At 58.1% G+C, this 12,874-nt stretch carries 24 protein-coding genes; 18 read left to right on the top strand and 6 right to left on the bottom strand.

What is annotated here, in order from left to right:
* From CAF79_RS02540 to CAF79_RS02560, 5 genes are all read right to left on the bottom strand, one after another.
* Complete coding sequence (locus CAF79_RS02540) at nucleotides 1-501, bottom strand: hypothetical protein (protein ID WP_085696294.1); 501 nt, start codon at nucleotides 499-501, stop codon at nucleotides 1-3.
* Nucleotides 498-1,277, bottom strand: a complete 780-nt coding sequence (locus tag CAF79_RS02545; RefSeq protein ID WP_085696295.1) for a hypothetical protein — start codon at nucleotides 1,275-1,277, stop codon at nucleotides 498-500. The genes CAF79_RS02540 and CAF79_RS02545 overlap by 4 nt, the downstream gene beginning before the upstream one ends.
* Nucleotides 1,264-2,187 carry a hypothetical protein gene (locus CAF79_RS29285; RefSeq protein WP_085696296.1) on the bottom strand — a complete coding sequence of 308 codons (924 nt, stop codon included), beginning with the start codon at nucleotides 2,185-2,187 and terminating at the stop codon, nucleotides 1,264-1,266. The genes CAF79_RS02545 and CAF79_RS29285 overlap by 14 nt, the downstream gene beginning before the upstream one ends.
* A 215-nt stretch (nucleotides 2,188-2,402) precedes the next feature.
* Complete coding sequence (locus CAF79_RS02555; protein ID WP_085696297.1) at nucleotides 2,403-2,825, bottom strand: phage regulatory CII family protein; 423 nt, start codon at nucleotides 2,823-2,825, stop codon at nucleotides 2,403-2,405.
* Between the two features lie 51 nt (nucleotides 2,826-2,876).
* Nucleotides 2,877-3,074 carry a Cro/CI family transcriptional regulator gene (locus tag CAF79_RS02560; protein ID WP_085696298.1) on the bottom strand — a complete coding sequence of 66 codons (198 nt, stop codon included), beginning with the start codon at nucleotides 3,072-3,074 and terminating at the stop codon, nucleotides 2,877-2,879.
* A gap of 108 nt (nucleotides 3,075-3,182) precedes the next feature.
* Here CAF79_RS02560 and CAF79_RS02565 point away from each other — a divergent pair, with 108 nt between their 5' ends.
* The gene (locus CAF79_RS02565) at nucleotides 3,183-3,854 is read left to right on the top strand and encodes a LexA family transcriptional regulator (RefSeq protein WP_085696299.1); all 672 of its coding nucleotides are present in this window, start codon (nucleotides 3,183-3,185) and stop codon (nucleotides 3,852-3,854) included.
* Nucleotides 3,855-3,959: 105 nt separating this feature from the next.
* On the opposite strand, the gene CAF79_RS02570 is transcribed toward CAF79_RS02565, so the two are convergent.
* Nucleotides 3,960-4,409: a hypothetical protein gene (locus CAF79_RS02570; protein WP_085696300.1), complete on the bottom strand. Its 450-nt coding sequence runs from the start codon at nucleotides 4,407-4,409 to the stop codon at nucleotides 3,960-3,962.
* A 440-nt stretch (nucleotides 4,410-4,849) separates the two neighbouring features.
* On the opposite strand from CAF79_RS02570, the gene CAF79_RS02575 reads away from it, so the two are divergent.
* The 17 genes from CAF79_RS02575 (at nucleotide 4,850) to CAF79_RS02650 (ending at nucleotide 12,870) form a co-directional block, all read left to right on the top strand.
* Nucleotides 4,850-5,155, top strand: coding sequence for a hypothetical protein (locus tag CAF79_RS02575; RefSeq protein WP_085696302.1), 306 nt, complete (start codon nucleotides 4,850-4,852; stop codon nucleotides 5,153-5,155).
* A 64-nt stretch (nucleotides 5,156-5,219) separates the two neighbouring features.
* Entirely contained in the window at nucleotides 5,220-5,663 is a 444-nt protein-coding gene (locus tag CAF79_RS02580) for a tellurite resistance TerB family protein (protein WP_085696304.1), read from the top strand.
* Nucleotides 5,660-5,863 carry a hypothetical protein gene (locus CAF79_RS02585; protein ID WP_085696305.1) on the top strand — a complete coding sequence of 68 codons (204 nt, stop codon included), beginning with the start codon at nucleotides 5,660-5,662 and terminating at the stop codon, nucleotides 5,861-5,863. Before CAF79_RS02580 ends, CAF79_RS02585 begins: the two co-directional genes overlap by 4 nt.
* Before the next feature lie 19 nt (nucleotides 5,864-5,882).
* Entirely contained in the window at nucleotides 5,883-6,050 is a 168-nt protein-coding gene (locus CAF79_RS29080; RefSeq protein WP_170929686.1) for a hypothetical protein, read from the top strand.
* Nucleotides 6,047-6,235 (top strand): hypothetical protein, encoded by a 189-nt coding sequence (locus CAF79_RS02590; protein ID WP_085696307.1) that lies wholly within the window; start codon nucleotides 6,047-6,049, stop codon nucleotides 6,233-6,235. Before CAF79_RS29080 ends, CAF79_RS02590 begins: the two co-directional genes overlap by 4 nt.
* Nucleotides 6,236-6,427: 192 nt before the next feature.
* Nucleotides 6,428-6,760: a hypothetical protein gene (locus CAF79_RS02595; protein ID WP_085696309.1), complete on the top strand. Its 333-nt coding sequence runs from the start codon at nucleotides 6,428-6,430 to the stop codon at nucleotides 6,758-6,760.
* Nucleotides 6,757-7,011 (top strand): hypothetical protein, encoded by a 255-nt coding sequence (locus CAF79_RS02600; RefSeq protein ID WP_085696311.1) that lies wholly within the window; start codon nucleotides 6,757-6,759, stop codon nucleotides 7,009-7,011. Before CAF79_RS02595 ends, CAF79_RS02600 begins: the two co-directional genes overlap by 4 nt.
* Nucleotides 7,008-7,469: a hypothetical protein gene (locus CAF79_RS02605; protein ID WP_085696313.1), complete on the top strand. Its 462-nt coding sequence runs from the start codon at nucleotides 7,008-7,010 to the stop codon at nucleotides 7,467-7,469. Before CAF79_RS02600 ends, CAF79_RS02605 begins: the two co-directional genes overlap by 4 nt.
* Nucleotides 7,470-7,524: 55 nt before the next feature.
* Entirely contained in the window at nucleotides 7,525-7,872 is a 348-nt protein-coding gene (locus CAF79_RS02610) for a hypothetical protein (protein WP_085696315.1), read from the top strand.
* A 21-nt stretch (nucleotides 7,873-7,893) separates the two neighbouring features.
* Nucleotides 7,894-8,703 (top strand): DUF2303 family protein, encoded by an 810-nt coding sequence (locus tag CAF79_RS02615; protein ID WP_085696317.1) that lies wholly within the window; start codon nucleotides 7,894-7,896, stop codon nucleotides 8,701-8,703.
* Nucleotides 8,704-8,815: 112 nt separating this feature from the next.
* Nucleotides 8,816-9,007 carry a carbon storage regulator CsrA gene (gene csrA, locus CAF79_RS02620; RefSeq protein WP_085696319.1) on the top strand — a complete coding sequence of 64 codons (192 nt, stop codon included), beginning with the start codon at nucleotides 8,816-8,818 and terminating at the stop codon, nucleotides 9,005-9,007.
* The gene (locus CAF79_RS02625) at nucleotides 9,004-9,408 is read left to right on the top strand and encodes a hypothetical protein (RefSeq protein ID WP_085696320.1); all 405 of its coding nucleotides are present in this window, start codon (nucleotides 9,004-9,006) and stop codon (nucleotides 9,406-9,408) included. Before csrA ends, CAF79_RS02625 begins: the two co-directional genes overlap by 4 nt.
* Nucleotides 9,405-10,181, top strand: coding sequence for a DUF2786 domain-containing protein (locus CAF79_RS02630; protein WP_085696322.1), 777 nt, complete (start codon nucleotides 9,405-9,407; stop codon nucleotides 10,179-10,181). Before CAF79_RS02625 ends, CAF79_RS02630 begins: the two co-directional genes overlap by 4 nt.
* Nucleotides 10,178-10,654, top strand: a complete 477-nt coding sequence (locus CAF79_RS02635; RefSeq protein ID WP_085696324.1) for a hypothetical protein — start codon at nucleotides 10,178-10,180, stop codon at nucleotides 10,652-10,654. The genes CAF79_RS02630 and CAF79_RS02635 overlap by 4 nt, the downstream gene beginning before the upstream one ends.
* Complete coding sequence (locus tag CAF79_RS02640; RefSeq protein WP_085696326.1) at nucleotides 10,651-10,926, top strand: hypothetical protein; 276 nt, start codon at nucleotides 10,651-10,653, stop codon at nucleotides 10,924-10,926. The genes CAF79_RS02635 and CAF79_RS02640 overlap by 4 nt, the downstream gene beginning before the upstream one ends.
* 18 nt (nucleotides 10,927-10,944) lie before the next feature.
* A complete protein-coding gene (locus CAF79_RS02645; protein WP_085696328.1) occupies nucleotides 10,945-11,466 on the top strand; it encodes a hypothetical protein in 522 nt (173 codons plus the stop codon).
* A 210-nt stretch (nucleotides 11,467-11,676) separates the two neighbouring features.
* Nucleotides 11,677-12,870, top strand: a complete 1,194-nt coding sequence (locus CAF79_RS02650; RefSeq protein WP_085696330.1) for a site-specific integrase — start codon at nucleotides 11,677-11,679, stop codon at nucleotides 12,868-12,870.
* Nucleotides 12,871-12,874 lie beyond the last annotated feature (4 nt).

Genomic DNA, 12,874 nt, shown 5'->3' on the forward strand with positions numbered 1-12,874 from the left:
CTACAGCCCTTTCAGCAGCGTTTGCAGTTGGAGCAACTTCGTTGCGGCCTCGGAATTTGCCTCGCGCTCGGCCTCGACAGTCAACGCGACGTCATCGATGCGCTGGGCAAGGCCTTTCAGGCGGGCGCCGAAATCGTTCGACAGCGTGACCACTTCGGCGGAAAGGCTCGCGAGAACGTCCAGCGTGCCGGTGGTGGCCTGATCCATGCCGGGTTTCAGTTGTTTGGCGGGCGTGGGCATTGCTGGCTCCTTTCTGGCCTTGGGGATGACTGCATCGCGCTGGAAAAGGCCAGCGGCGGGTTCTCGTATGGCGCCGGCGTCGGACAGCTCGCCCAGCGCACGGCGTATTGCGTGAATCGATACCGTCGTGGCTTCCGAAGCCAGCGCGGCGCGGTGAATGTCTTGCGCGTCCCATGCTTCCTGGATTGGCACGAACTGAAAAATCTTGTTGGCGATTGACGACTGGCCCTCAAGGAGTTTCATCAGCCGGGTTTCACTCATTGGCATTCGGTTGCCTCGGATGTCAGGGCGGCAAGGGCCAGACGTAGCCGGCGCTTGCTCAGGTAGGTATCCACGCGGTCGCGCTGGCCTTTCTTGCGGCGGTTGCGGTCGCTGTTCTTCTGGAGCTGCTGGCGAATGCCATCGAGACGCGCCCGAACATCGGCGCTTGCGTTGTGAACCTGCCCGGTCAACAACCCGGCAATGGCTTGGCCATCAGTGGTAACCGGTGCAATACGCAGGTCGGCCAGATACTTGGCCCCCACGTCGTGGGTGATCAGCTTTGCGCGCACAGCCGCATCGATTGCGACAGCTCGCCCGGCCTGATCGAAGCCCAGCGAAACCTCCCACTTTGCCGGGCGATCCTCTGCGCGGGCTACGCTCACAAGCCGCTCATACGCGCTCAGGAACGCCATGCGGGCGCCGATCTTGTCACCGGCGGCGAGTACAGGCGCCGATGCGATCATTGCCTGGCGGATTTCAGTCGTCAGCACAACGGTTGCGTATTCGTCATCAGCCGCCAGCGCGATAGACCACGCTTCATCCTTGCCGGGGCGACCATCAGCGGCGTGAACATGCTTGAGGATCAGTCCGAGCGATATCCGCCCGGTTTGCTCACGGCGACAGGCCTGGAGCGCGGCGACGATTACAGGTTCGTCGTAACTGGCCAGATCGTCGGCAATCATCTTGGCGCCGGCGACGCTGATCGTCTGGCCCATAGCCTCGGCGGTCGCGAAGATCGTCGCGCCCATCCGGGCCTTTTGCTCAGTGGTCAGCATCGAATGCGCTCCCCTGCCCCTCGGCCATGATCAGCTCGTAAACCGCTTGGGCGCCGCTAAGGTTCGTTTGCGTCTGCTCGACCTGTCGGGCGGCAGCGCCGGTCATCTGCCGGTTTGTCGCCCATTGGGTGTGGTACGCCTCAGCGCCGGCCAGCAGGTCGCCGACAGCGTGATACCGCTGGACAATCCGAGCATCGTTGATTTTCAGGAAGTAGGCCGCGACCTGGGGAGCGTCGTCGGCGCCCAGGCGGCTGATCAATTGGCCGAACTGGCCGGCAACCTTGGCGTTCCAAATCGGCCAAGCCTTGTGGCGGGCGCGATACGCGAACGCATAGTTCGCCCAGGTCTTGAACGTTTTGCAGGTCTGATCTTTCGGGCCTGGCATGTCCGCCGGAATCGGGCAGCGCGGCACGACAACCGGCAGCACCTCACCGGCGATAGCCTGGGGTGCAAATTCAGTATTTGCTGCTTTTTCAGGATATTGCTTTAACTCATTCTTTATTAGGTGCGGATTTGGCGGCGCCGGCAAATCCGGCGCCGGTAAATCCGTCTCCGGTGGTTCCTCAACCGGCGCCGGCTTTTCCGTCTCCGGTGATATCGGTTTTTCGCAAACGGTGTAGGCGGTTCCGTTGAACTCGCCTGCATTGCTCCGGGCCTGATCCATCACCAAATACCCGGCCTGCTCAAGCTCTTTCAGAATCCCACGGATACCATCACGCCCGGTTCGCTTGCCGATTGCGTTTTCGGTCTGGTTCATCAGATGGCGTACTGAAACTTCCCAGTGATCTGGCTTGCCCAGCAGGAAAACCAGAACGCCACGCGCTGCCCACGAAAGGCGCGCATCCTCGCTGATTTTCTTGTTCAAGGTGTAAAACCCCGAGTCTGGCCGGGGCGCACGAATGATGCTCATGGGCGCCCCTTACGGAATTCGGGCGCCCGGCTGTTTTTGAGAGTTATCTGCATATCGACTTTCCGGGCTTGATCGGTGGTGCTGGCTCCGTGCCTGGAATGCTCTTGGGGTTGAATCCCCGATGTCTTGAAGGGCATAATTGGATCGCTTTAAGTTGTCTGCTGTACGAAAACCGCCCTCGCCGGCGGTTTTTTTTCGCCTTGAAAAAAGTGCGCTCAGGCCGATTTAACGGACACGGCCATTACGCGCAGGCCTTCGCGGACATGCTCGATTTCCTGGGCAATCGTCTTTTTCTCGGTCGCGCTCACAAAGCCATCCTCAAGCGCGGCATGTACGGCCACGGTCAGCTCCGCAACTTCCTTGCTCACGGTCAGGAGCGACATGGTTAGGGCTTGAGGCTTGGCCTCTTCACGCGGAACCAGATCGAACCCGAATGCAGCAGCCAGCACCGCAAGCGGGCGCATGTCTTGGGTGTACTGCAAGATTTCGTAGACGTGTTCCGCTTTCAGGCTGGAGCCGTCGTGATCAGGGTTCGCACGCCCCAGCAAGCCGGTATGGGAAAGCCGCATTTGCTCGGAAACCACCTTGGCGTTGTTGTCCAGAACCGCGTTGTGAAGGGCTTTCAAAAATTCGAACATTCAGAAAATCTCACGCATGTTTTTTGTGGTTGAAAATTGATTCCGGGGTGATCATTTGCCCAACACACGGTCGGGTTTCGAGTTGACGGGCACAGCTTTCAACTTGCCTCGGGTCAACACTTGAATCTGGTAGCGCCGAGACTCGGGGACGATTTCTCCCCACTGCGTAACAGCGCTGGGAGAAATTCCCAGCTTCTCGGCTAGCCTGATTTTCGAGCCGAATTGCTCGATAACATCAGAGGTTTTCATATGCACAGCTCCTACGGGAAGAACGAATTTAAGCATACTAAACGGCGCGCGCCAACATGGTCAAAACGTCTAGACCATGCTAAATTTCAGTTCGCTTAATATTTGCTTATGACCAGACCAGACCGAATCGCTACGGCGATCAAGCACAGCAGGAAGCTGAAAAAGGACATCGCGCGCGAGTGCGGCGTCTCTCCATCAGCGGTAACGCAATGGGTAACCGGCGATAGCAAAAGCCTTCGCCCGGAAAATCTGTTTGCGCTCGCCCAGGCGACAGGCGTTAGCGCCGAGTGGCTTGCAAATGGAACAGGCGATATGGAATCCGTCCCAAGGGATCGGGGATCAAACGTTGAGCCAGTGAATGGGCCACTCCGATATCACGAATACCCGGAAATAAGCTGGGTTCAGGCTGGAATGCCCGTGGACGCTATAGAGTTAGGTAATGTCGAAGAACTTCGGGTGCATCCTTCGGATGCGTTGGCAGGCCCAAAAGGCTTTTGGTTAAGAGTCAATGGGCCATCGATGACCGCAATGGGAGGAATGTCTTTCGCAGAAGGTATGATTATTCTAGTAGCTCCTGATCAAGACGTTAAAGATGGTAATTACGTCCTGGCCAAGTTGGTAGATTCCAACGAACCGACATTTAAACAATTAATAAGAGACTCGGGCCGAACCTTTTTGAAAGCGTTAAACCCTTCGTTCCCGACTATCGAACTTGACGACAAATGGATTATTGTCGGAAAAGTAATCGACGCAAAGTGGCCGTCATCGGCACTTGCTTAGATAGATAGCTTGCAAGCACTGCCCCAGAAGCCCGCCTAGCGCGGGCTTTCTAATGCCCGAGGAAAAGCTACGGACGTGAAAAAGCCCGCGCATGGCGGGCTTCTGTTAGTTGGTGACTGTTGATGTCGAGCTGGGCGGCGCGTGTGCTAGTTGAACAAGGTTACCGTTCACTTCGTCGGGCAACGTATACATGGCCCCCGTTAGAGGGTCGACAACGAATAGGCCAACTAGCCCACCGAATAATAAGTTGGCCCAATACCAGCCATTAACGGATGCATCGACATTGCGAACGTCATCGGAATAGCCGTCGTGATGAAACTTCACGATGTAACTCTGCCGCTTGAAATAACCACGCCCGGCATTCAAAGGAACTTGAGCGGGAGTCTGTCCGGTCACAATAAGTTTGCCAGCGACATCGGTGATGGAATACGTGGTATCGGGTGAATTTGCGTAAACGCCTACAACGGGCTTGCTGGTGCTTATGATGCTTGCGCAGCCCTGGGCACTCAGCGCCAGCGCTGCTACAAAGCCGGCTTTAAAAAACGAGCTTTTCACGGAATCTCCTACTGGTTCGGGTTTGTTCTGACCAGACCCGACTGGACGCAATAGTACAGATCGGACAGCGCTATCCCATTCATTTTGCTTATGCCTGATAAGCGCTATGAATTTTTTTTATGCCCAGATCCCCTCCTAGAATCCCGCGCCCTTTACAGACCGAGGCATAGCGCGAGCGATGGCCATTCAGCAAATTGAGCAAGCTAAAAATATTTTCTTCAGCAAGCTTGACCGTCACTGTTTAGCTTGCTTAAATCTGCCCCGTCGTCAGGCACCGCCCGGCGATTCAGGCGAAAGCCGGCGCTCTTTAAAACTTCGACGTGACCCAAGCGACGTACCGGGAAACCGGTGGTGAGAAAGCTAAACCGTCCGCACAGATTTCACTCGCAGCCATTCGAAAAAGTGGCTGCTGGGAAGTCGACAAACCACAAGGAAAACCCGTGAACAAAGAACAGATTTACGACAGCAAAATCAGCCCGCTCATGTTGCAAATCATCGAGATTTGCCAGACGGAAGGGATCGCGATGCTTTCGAGCTTTGCGATTGGCCACGGTGACGGCGGGCCGGAAGGCGAAGACGCGACAGACCTGGTCTGCACTTCGCTGACTCCAGACGGAGACGGCAATTCCTACCCGAAATTCCAGCATTGCGCTCGAGTTATCCAGGGCGGCGGGTTTGCGATTGCCGGCCTGATGATCACCACGCAACGCGAAGGCGGCACTTCGGAAATGACAGCCGTTATCTGAGTCGGTTTCGCTGGCTGGCCCTGCAAACAGGGCCAGACGGGGAACCATCACAGAGGGCAACAAAATGCTTGGCAAGTTGTTTGGCAAGAAGTTCGGCAAGGCGAAAGCCGAGCTGAAAAAGGTTGAGAACCGCGACCTTATGGAAGCAATCGTAGGTGGCTGCATCCTGGTCGCCGCGGCGGATGGCGAAATCGAGAAAACCGAGCTGGACAAGATCGATCAGCTCATTCGTTCGAACAAAAACCTGGATCACTTCGGCTCTGAAATCACCGCAACGCTGGGGCGCTTCACTGAGCAACTGAACGCTGGTTTCCGCGTCGGGCGCATGAACATCATGCGCGAGATTGAAGACATCAAGAGCAACCCGCTCGATGCGGAGGAAGTGTTTGTAAACATGATCACCATCGCCGAAGCAGACGGCGAAATCGAAGCCGGCGAACTCAAGGTGCTTTCGGAAGTTGGCCGTTTGCTGGGCCTGCGCCTGGCTGACTTCGGGATCGAAGGTTGAAGCTCCGAACAAAGCTGGTGCTGTTCGGCTCGGCGGCCCTGCTCGCGGTCGTCGTGATCAGCAGCGCCGGCAAGCGTGCGGGCTGCGCCTATTACGGCTACCAGATCGACAGGCACGTCAAATACGCCTTGTTTGTGGGCTGCCTGGTTGAAACCCCATCGGGGTGGGTGCCGAAAGCCCAGGTCATAACAACTCAGTAACGCCGCAGGAGGCGACCCAATGAACAACACCGAGAAATCCAGTATTGAGGATCTGTTGCGCGCTCAGGCCAACGCCGAAGCCAATCCCGGAAAGCTCCGGGAACTGCTCTCGGACTATGACAAGCACGTTTCCGAACTGGACGAACAAGACGGGTCGCCGGAACTGCCCGAGGATGATAACGAATGAGTAAGCAAGGTTCTGATTCGGGGAGCTGGATTCCCTTTTTGCTGATTGTCTGGTGCGTGCTGGCGTGGATTACGCACGTCGCCGTTTGCTTCAAGTCGGCGAGCTGGGGATTCCTGATCGCCGGGGCGCTGTTCTTCCCGGTGGCCATCGTTCACGGAACCGGCATTTGGTTCGGTTTCTGGTAACACCGGCTCCGCTTTCGAGCCATCAAGCCCCGCGCAATGCGGGGCTTTCTTCACCTCCCCTCTAAGACTTCATTGGCAGGCGCCAGGCGGGTTACACCCTCCCCCATCTGGCGTTGCTGGCCACCGCCTGACGCCTGACCAATGAGGTTTACCCAACTACACGACATCGACGCCTGATAAGGAGTTTCGACCATGCTTGAGAAGATCCGCGCAGCCCAAGAGAACCGACAGTATTTGCGTGAAAAGGTCGTATTGGCGACCGAGGAATTTCGCAGCAAGTCGCGGTTTTTCGTCCAGCCAAGCCCAGGCGGCGGGTGGTCGGTAATCTCAGCCGATCACAATCGCCTGATCGGCAACAACAAAACCCACATTGAGGCAGTGCAGTACGCTGAAAAGCTGGAGCGCGTATTCCCTCGCCAACCCGGCTCAGCGTTCACGGCCAAGGCCATTGGCGAGCGTGCAACGCGCTGGGTTTCGCTGCTCGCTGTTGTTCTCGTTGTCATCGCTATGAAGGCCTCGAAATGAAGCGCGGCCAAATCGACTTGGACGCCGCGAAAGCCGCGTTCTTTGCAAAGGGCGGCGTAGTCACCCCGATTGAAGGCTACAGCTACAAACCACCAGCGCCGCACCGCGACTTTTCCCTAAAGCCAACATTTCTCAGCATCGAGGCGCGCGCGCGCCAGCTCGTCGAGAAAGGCGTTACGGTCAAGCGAATTGCGGCGCGGCTCGGGATCAGCCAGGCGGAAGTTCTCGCGATGGCCGGTCGCAACTCATGAGTAAACGCAAGGCCCACAATCTCCAGCGGCGACTTGATCGAGTCGCCTATTCAATGATCGCCAGCCACAACGCCGCCGTGGTCGCAATAGACCCGTCAGGGCGCCAGGTGATGATCGACTGGCGCAAGTGCCGGCAAATCCGAAACGTGACCATCGCCAACGCCCTTTGCGATATCCCGCACCGGTGGACGATCTATATCGCCGCCTTCGGCATCAATGAGCTGGGCGACAGGTACATGAAGTCGAAAGAAATCCAACCGGTTGGCATGTACCGCACCGATTCGCTGAATGACGTAATCGAACATTTTTACGACGAATTGCGCGACGGCAGTAACCCCAATCATCACGTCGCAATGGGCTGGCTGGCCGTGCCGGCGCTCGTTGAGATTGAAGAATCGCAAGCGTCGGCGGTGTTTGAAGCCGCAGGCGTTTGGCGCCAGCAAAAGATCCAGCCCTGAAAAGAAATCGCCGGCCCGACCCCACTTGGCGCCAGCACGCACCGGAGACGAATAGATGCCAAACCCAACGAATCCCGCTGAATTCTTCGAAGAACTCAATGCCGGGCTGTTCGCGAGCCAGATCGGCCACGCCCTTTCCGAAGTCGCCGCCGGCGTGGTCGACAACGGCAAGGCCGGGAAAATCACGATCACGCTCGATATCAGCCAAATCGGCGAAACGCACCAGGTCAAGGTCAAGCACAAGCTGGCGTACAAGGTGCCGACCAAGCGCGGCGACCGCAGCGAGAACACCAGCCTCGATACCCCGATGCACGTCGGCAGCGGCGGCAAGCTAACCCTGTTCCCGGAAAAGGTTGAGCAGCTTTTCAGCCGTGACCAGGCACCGATCCCGCAACGCACTTAACGCAATCACAGGAAAACACTGATGTCCCTTTCGAAAGAAGCGCTACAACTTGTCATCGATGCCGCGCTGTCCGCCGCCGGCGCCACTCTGCCGACCCACACGCCGGTTGTCCTGGTTCCAGAATCCACGAAACTGACGAACCTGGAGACGTACCAGGCTGGCCGCTCCCGGTTCCGTGGCACGTTCTCCACCACTTCGCTGGTCGACTTCGGCGCCTACGTCCAGGAGCGCGGGGAAGGCCTCGGTTTCATCGACCAGGATGCAATGTCGTCTGTCGTGTATTTCAACCTCGGCACCCCGGAAGTTCCAGGCCACGCCGATGACAAAGCAGCGCTGCGCCTCAAGGCGACTGTAGCGTTCAACGCGGTGCAGGAGATTTCAGGCCGTCGCATGGCCCAGCGCGACCTTTCCGACTGGATCGAGGACTGGAACCACAACCTTACCGGCTTCGACGCCGCCGGCAACGCACTGCCGATTGCCAAGGTTGTGGCATCGATTCGAAACATCACGATCAAATCGCTTTCCGAAAGCGACCACGCCGTGACTGAGGTATCGACCAGTCGCAGCGCGATGGATCAAATCGAGGCCACCAGCAAAGAAACGTTGCCCGCCAACCTGGTGTTCACCACGTCGCCCTATGAAGGCCTGTCAGTCCGGGAATTCACCCTGCGACTGTCGATCATCACCAGTGGCAGCGCCCCGGCACTGACCCTGCGCTGGGTTGGCGAAGCCGCACAACGTGAAGAAATCGCCCAGGAGTTCAAAGGCGTTCTACTCGACCAGGTGCAGGACAAAGCAACCCTGCGCCTGGGCGCGTTCGACCCTCGCTGATCATCACCGGCGCCGATCACCAACTGTCGGCGCCGGCAACCTTCCCTGCTCTGCCCCGGCTCCTGGAATTCTCCGGGCGCTGCCCTACTCCCGAAACATAAGGAATTGACCAATGTTGATTTTGACTCGCCGCGTCTCCGAAACCATCCGCATTAACGACGACATCACCGTGACGGTGCTGGCCGTCAGCGGGAACCAGGTGCGCATCGGCATCAATGCCCCGAAAGAGGTAGAGGTTCACCGTGAGGAAATTTACAACCGCATTCAGGAAGGCTTGCAGAAGCCTGAAAAGGTGCCGGAATGAGCAACCAGGCCTCTGACATCCTTGAGGAAATGACAAAGGGCGAGCTGGTCGAGTGGATACGGCAACACACGTTTTCCAAGCCCAAGCGCAGCCAGGTTCTGTACATCCGCTGGCAGCGACAATCCCTCAAGCTTGAATCCGACACGGCGCAAGAGCTGGAGATTTTGAAAGGGTTTGATTTTGATCACCGGTCACGGCTCTGGCAGCAGTACAACCAGGAACCCAAACGCCAGGAAAAGCTCAAGCTCCTTGAGCAAATCCGAGGCTTCAACGACCGATACACCGAGCACCAAAAACGGTGGGCGATTCTTGAGCAGCGCCAGAAGAAGGTCGACACGCTGTATCGGCTCATTGACGTAGCGCGGCACGCCGAAGGCTATCGCGGGGTGGTGGTCGCATGATCGACGCAAAGCTGGAACGGGTAATCCGCAAGATCAAGCGCTGTCTGGCCCTGTCGCAAAGTTCGAACGAAACAGAAGCCGCAACGGCCATGCGCCAGGCACAGGCGTTGATGCGCGAATATCGCCTTTCCGAACTTGACGTGCGGTTGAGCGACGTAGGGGAAGTGCAGTCGGAAAAGTGCCGCGTGAGACGCCGGCCTCGATGGGATCGGTATTTAAGCACTGTCGTAGGCAAGGCTTTCGGCGTTCGCCCACTCACGTATCGCCACTGGTGCACCACCAGGAAACGAGCCGTTGAGCGAGCGCTGTACGTCGGCGTCACTCCGGCGCCGCAGATCGCCATGTACGCCTATGAGGCGCTGCTGGCAAAACTCACGCTGGCGCGGCGCGAATACGTCGCCCTGGTGCGCTCAGGGAAGCGCCGTAGCTCGTATTCGCCTGAAACCGCCGGCAACCATTTCGCGCTCGCGTGGGTTTCGGCGGTCGAGGGCAAGGTTCACGAACTGATACCGCGCGGAGAGGATGAACCAGGTATCGAGCAACATTCGACAGGCCGCGACCTGGTGGCGGTCGAAGCTCAAGACAAAGCACTCATTGAGCAATACCTGGCAGGCCAGGAAATCGGGAAGGCGCGGAAGGTGCAAGAGGTCGAGTTAGACCTGAACGCGCAACTGGCGGGGCTGCTCGCTGGCCAGCGCGTCGAACTCAATCCTGGGCTGGCGACTGCTGGCGCCGATCAACTGCTGGTATCGAATGAGGAAAGCCCCGAATGAGCGGTGACTACACCGAACTCAAGGCTTCGGCCTTGGCAATGAAAGGCTGGGACAACATGTCGTCATGCTGGCCGGCAGAAGGCGAGCCGGCAGACTGGCAGGTCGGTCGGCTCGATGAAGACGATAACCAGTATCCGATTCTCACCGTAGATACGGCGGAATATGGCCAGCCCGAGGCGGCGCCGGTCGTTGCCCGTTATTACGCAGCAGCTCACCCCGAGGCTGTGCTGGGGCTGATTCAGGAAGTCGAACAACTGCGCCAGATACCGCCATGCGACCCGGATGTTTACCAGCGCGGCAGCAGCGTCGCGGTCATCGGCGACATGCCCAGGGATGCAGCGGAACAGCTCTGTCGGGGGCTATCTGTCCTCACAGGCTGGCGAATCGATTGGCACTACTTAGGCGGGCGCGTCCACGTCAAGGCGCTGCCACCGGCAGGCGCCAGCGCCGCAACCGACCAGGTGCAGCAATGAGCCGAACGGCCATCGTCCAAACCCCCGAACTCGCCGGCCTCGCGCTGGCATGGGCGGTCAACATGATCGAGGGCGACCAGCCCCGCGCCGACCACCTGGTTAGTAAGTACGGCATCTGGTGCGAACGCGCCAACGGCCCGCACTGGCTGGCCGACATGACCGGAAATCCATTCAACCGCCAGGCCGGCGAATCGCGAACCATCGCCGTATACCGCGCCCTTGTATTCGCAATGCACGGCCCAGCGATTGAAGTCCCCGCCGAATTCACCTGAAACCAAGGAGGTTCCCCCGTGACAGACAACACCGATTACAGCATGACGCCCGATGACGCGCTGTTCATCGCCGGGCTTTGCCAGTTTGACCTCGACTTTCGCCGAACGGCGATCCAGGCAGCGCTCGAGCGAGACGGCCCTGGTCGATTGGTGGAACTGCTCGCTCAGTTCGTGGGCATGGCGAACTCTGTCGCCGCAAACTGCGCGGAAATGAGCGATACCGTTCTGATTACCGAATGCCACGTACACCCGGACAGGTTCTCAAGCGTGAACCTGCCGACGATCTTCGGCGCGTGCCAGGGCGTGATGCTGGCGCAGAAATGCGACCCGGCGGGCGCGTGCCACGGCTGCGCCTATCGCCTCGGATCAATCGCCAACCAGTCCCCCATAACCACCAGCGACGCCGAGTTCATGGCACACGACCGGAAAGGGTTTATGTGTCATGCGTATCTCGATGACGACAGCGTTCCCGAGCGCGTGTGCGTAGGCCACGCCAAGGCGGCGCGCTTTCAGCCATCAACTATCCCGTCAGCAACCTAGACCAATACCCCCGCCCACCGGGCGTTATCGAGGACATATGACCCCATCCGAAGCGCACGACATCGACAAAGTTAGCGAGTCACTTATGGCTCAGATTCTCGGCACCACGGCGCGAGCCTTGGAAGCACGACGCGGCCGGGGCCAGATCCCCGAAGGCGTCTGGATGAAGCACGGCGGGCGGATCATCTACAGCAAAAGGAGATATGACGAATGGCTGGAAAACCAATGGATCTACCCCCAGGGATCGACATTCACCACGGCACCCTCCGATTCCGTTTCACCTGGGAAGGCGGGCGGCGCAGCGAAACGCTTCCCTATCCCACGACACAAAAGGGCATCCAAGCTGCATCCAAGCTTCGCGATAAGGTAATCAGCCTGATTAAGCTGAATCTGCTGGATCTGGACAAATACGCGGAGCTGTTCCCGAACTCCGGCATGGCCGCCGGGAGCATTCCGTGTTTCGGCGAATATGCCCAGCTCTGGCTCGACAGCCGGGAAATCGCGGCAGGAACCCGGCTCAATTACAAAAGCGTGTTGAATATGTACGTGATTCCACACCTCGCCCTGGTGCGGATTGATCTGATCACAACGACCCTACTCCGCCGGATGCTGACATCCATTGAATGGACTTCGCCGGCGGTGAAGCGAAACGCAATGGTCAAACTGTCGACCATTCTCCGGTCGGCAGTCCAAGACGGGCTTATAGCGCGCAATCCGGCGGAATCGCTACAGCTCCCGAGCAGATCGAAAAAGGAGGTCGATCCGTTCACGCTCGATGAAGCGAACGCCATTATCGCGAAGCTGTACGACCATCCGCATTGGCCCAGCACGATCTACGCGGCGTTCTTTGAGTTTGTGTTTTTCACCGGGCTACGTCTTTCAGAAGCGGCGGCGCTGCGCTGGGAAGCCGTCGACCTGGAGAAAAAGACGGTTCACGTCCGTCGCACGGTTGCGCTGGGCGTGATCGAGGAACGGACGAAAACCGGGCGTGACCGGTTTGTTCTGCTGAACTCGCGGGCGATTCATGCAATCGAGTTTGCGAAGAAATACGCCGAGCGCCGCCTGGCGGGCCAGAGCCGAATCAAAAACATGCCCTACGTTTTCCCGCCCAGCAAAAACTCAGAGTTCATCCGACAGACCTCGGATCTGCATAAGCAGTGGATACCGGTGATCACTGAGCTGGGGTTGCGACATCGACCGCCATACAACTGCCGCCACACGTATGCAACAATATGCCTAATGTCTGGAATTAACCCCGCATTCATCGCCCAGCAGCTTGGCCACAGTGTGCAGATGCTTCTATCGACTTATGCACGTTGGATCAACTCGTCGAGCGACTGGCAGGAGCTTGAAAAATTGCAAATTGGTCCGAAATTGGTCCCAAGCTCAAAAGACAACCTCTGAAACC

It is taken from the genome of Pseudomonas sp. B26(2017) (genome assembly GCF_002113045.1).
In the GTDB taxonomy this organism is placed as follows: Bacteria; Pseudomonadota; Gammaproteobacteria; order Pseudomonadales; family Pseudomonadaceae; genus Aquipseudomonas.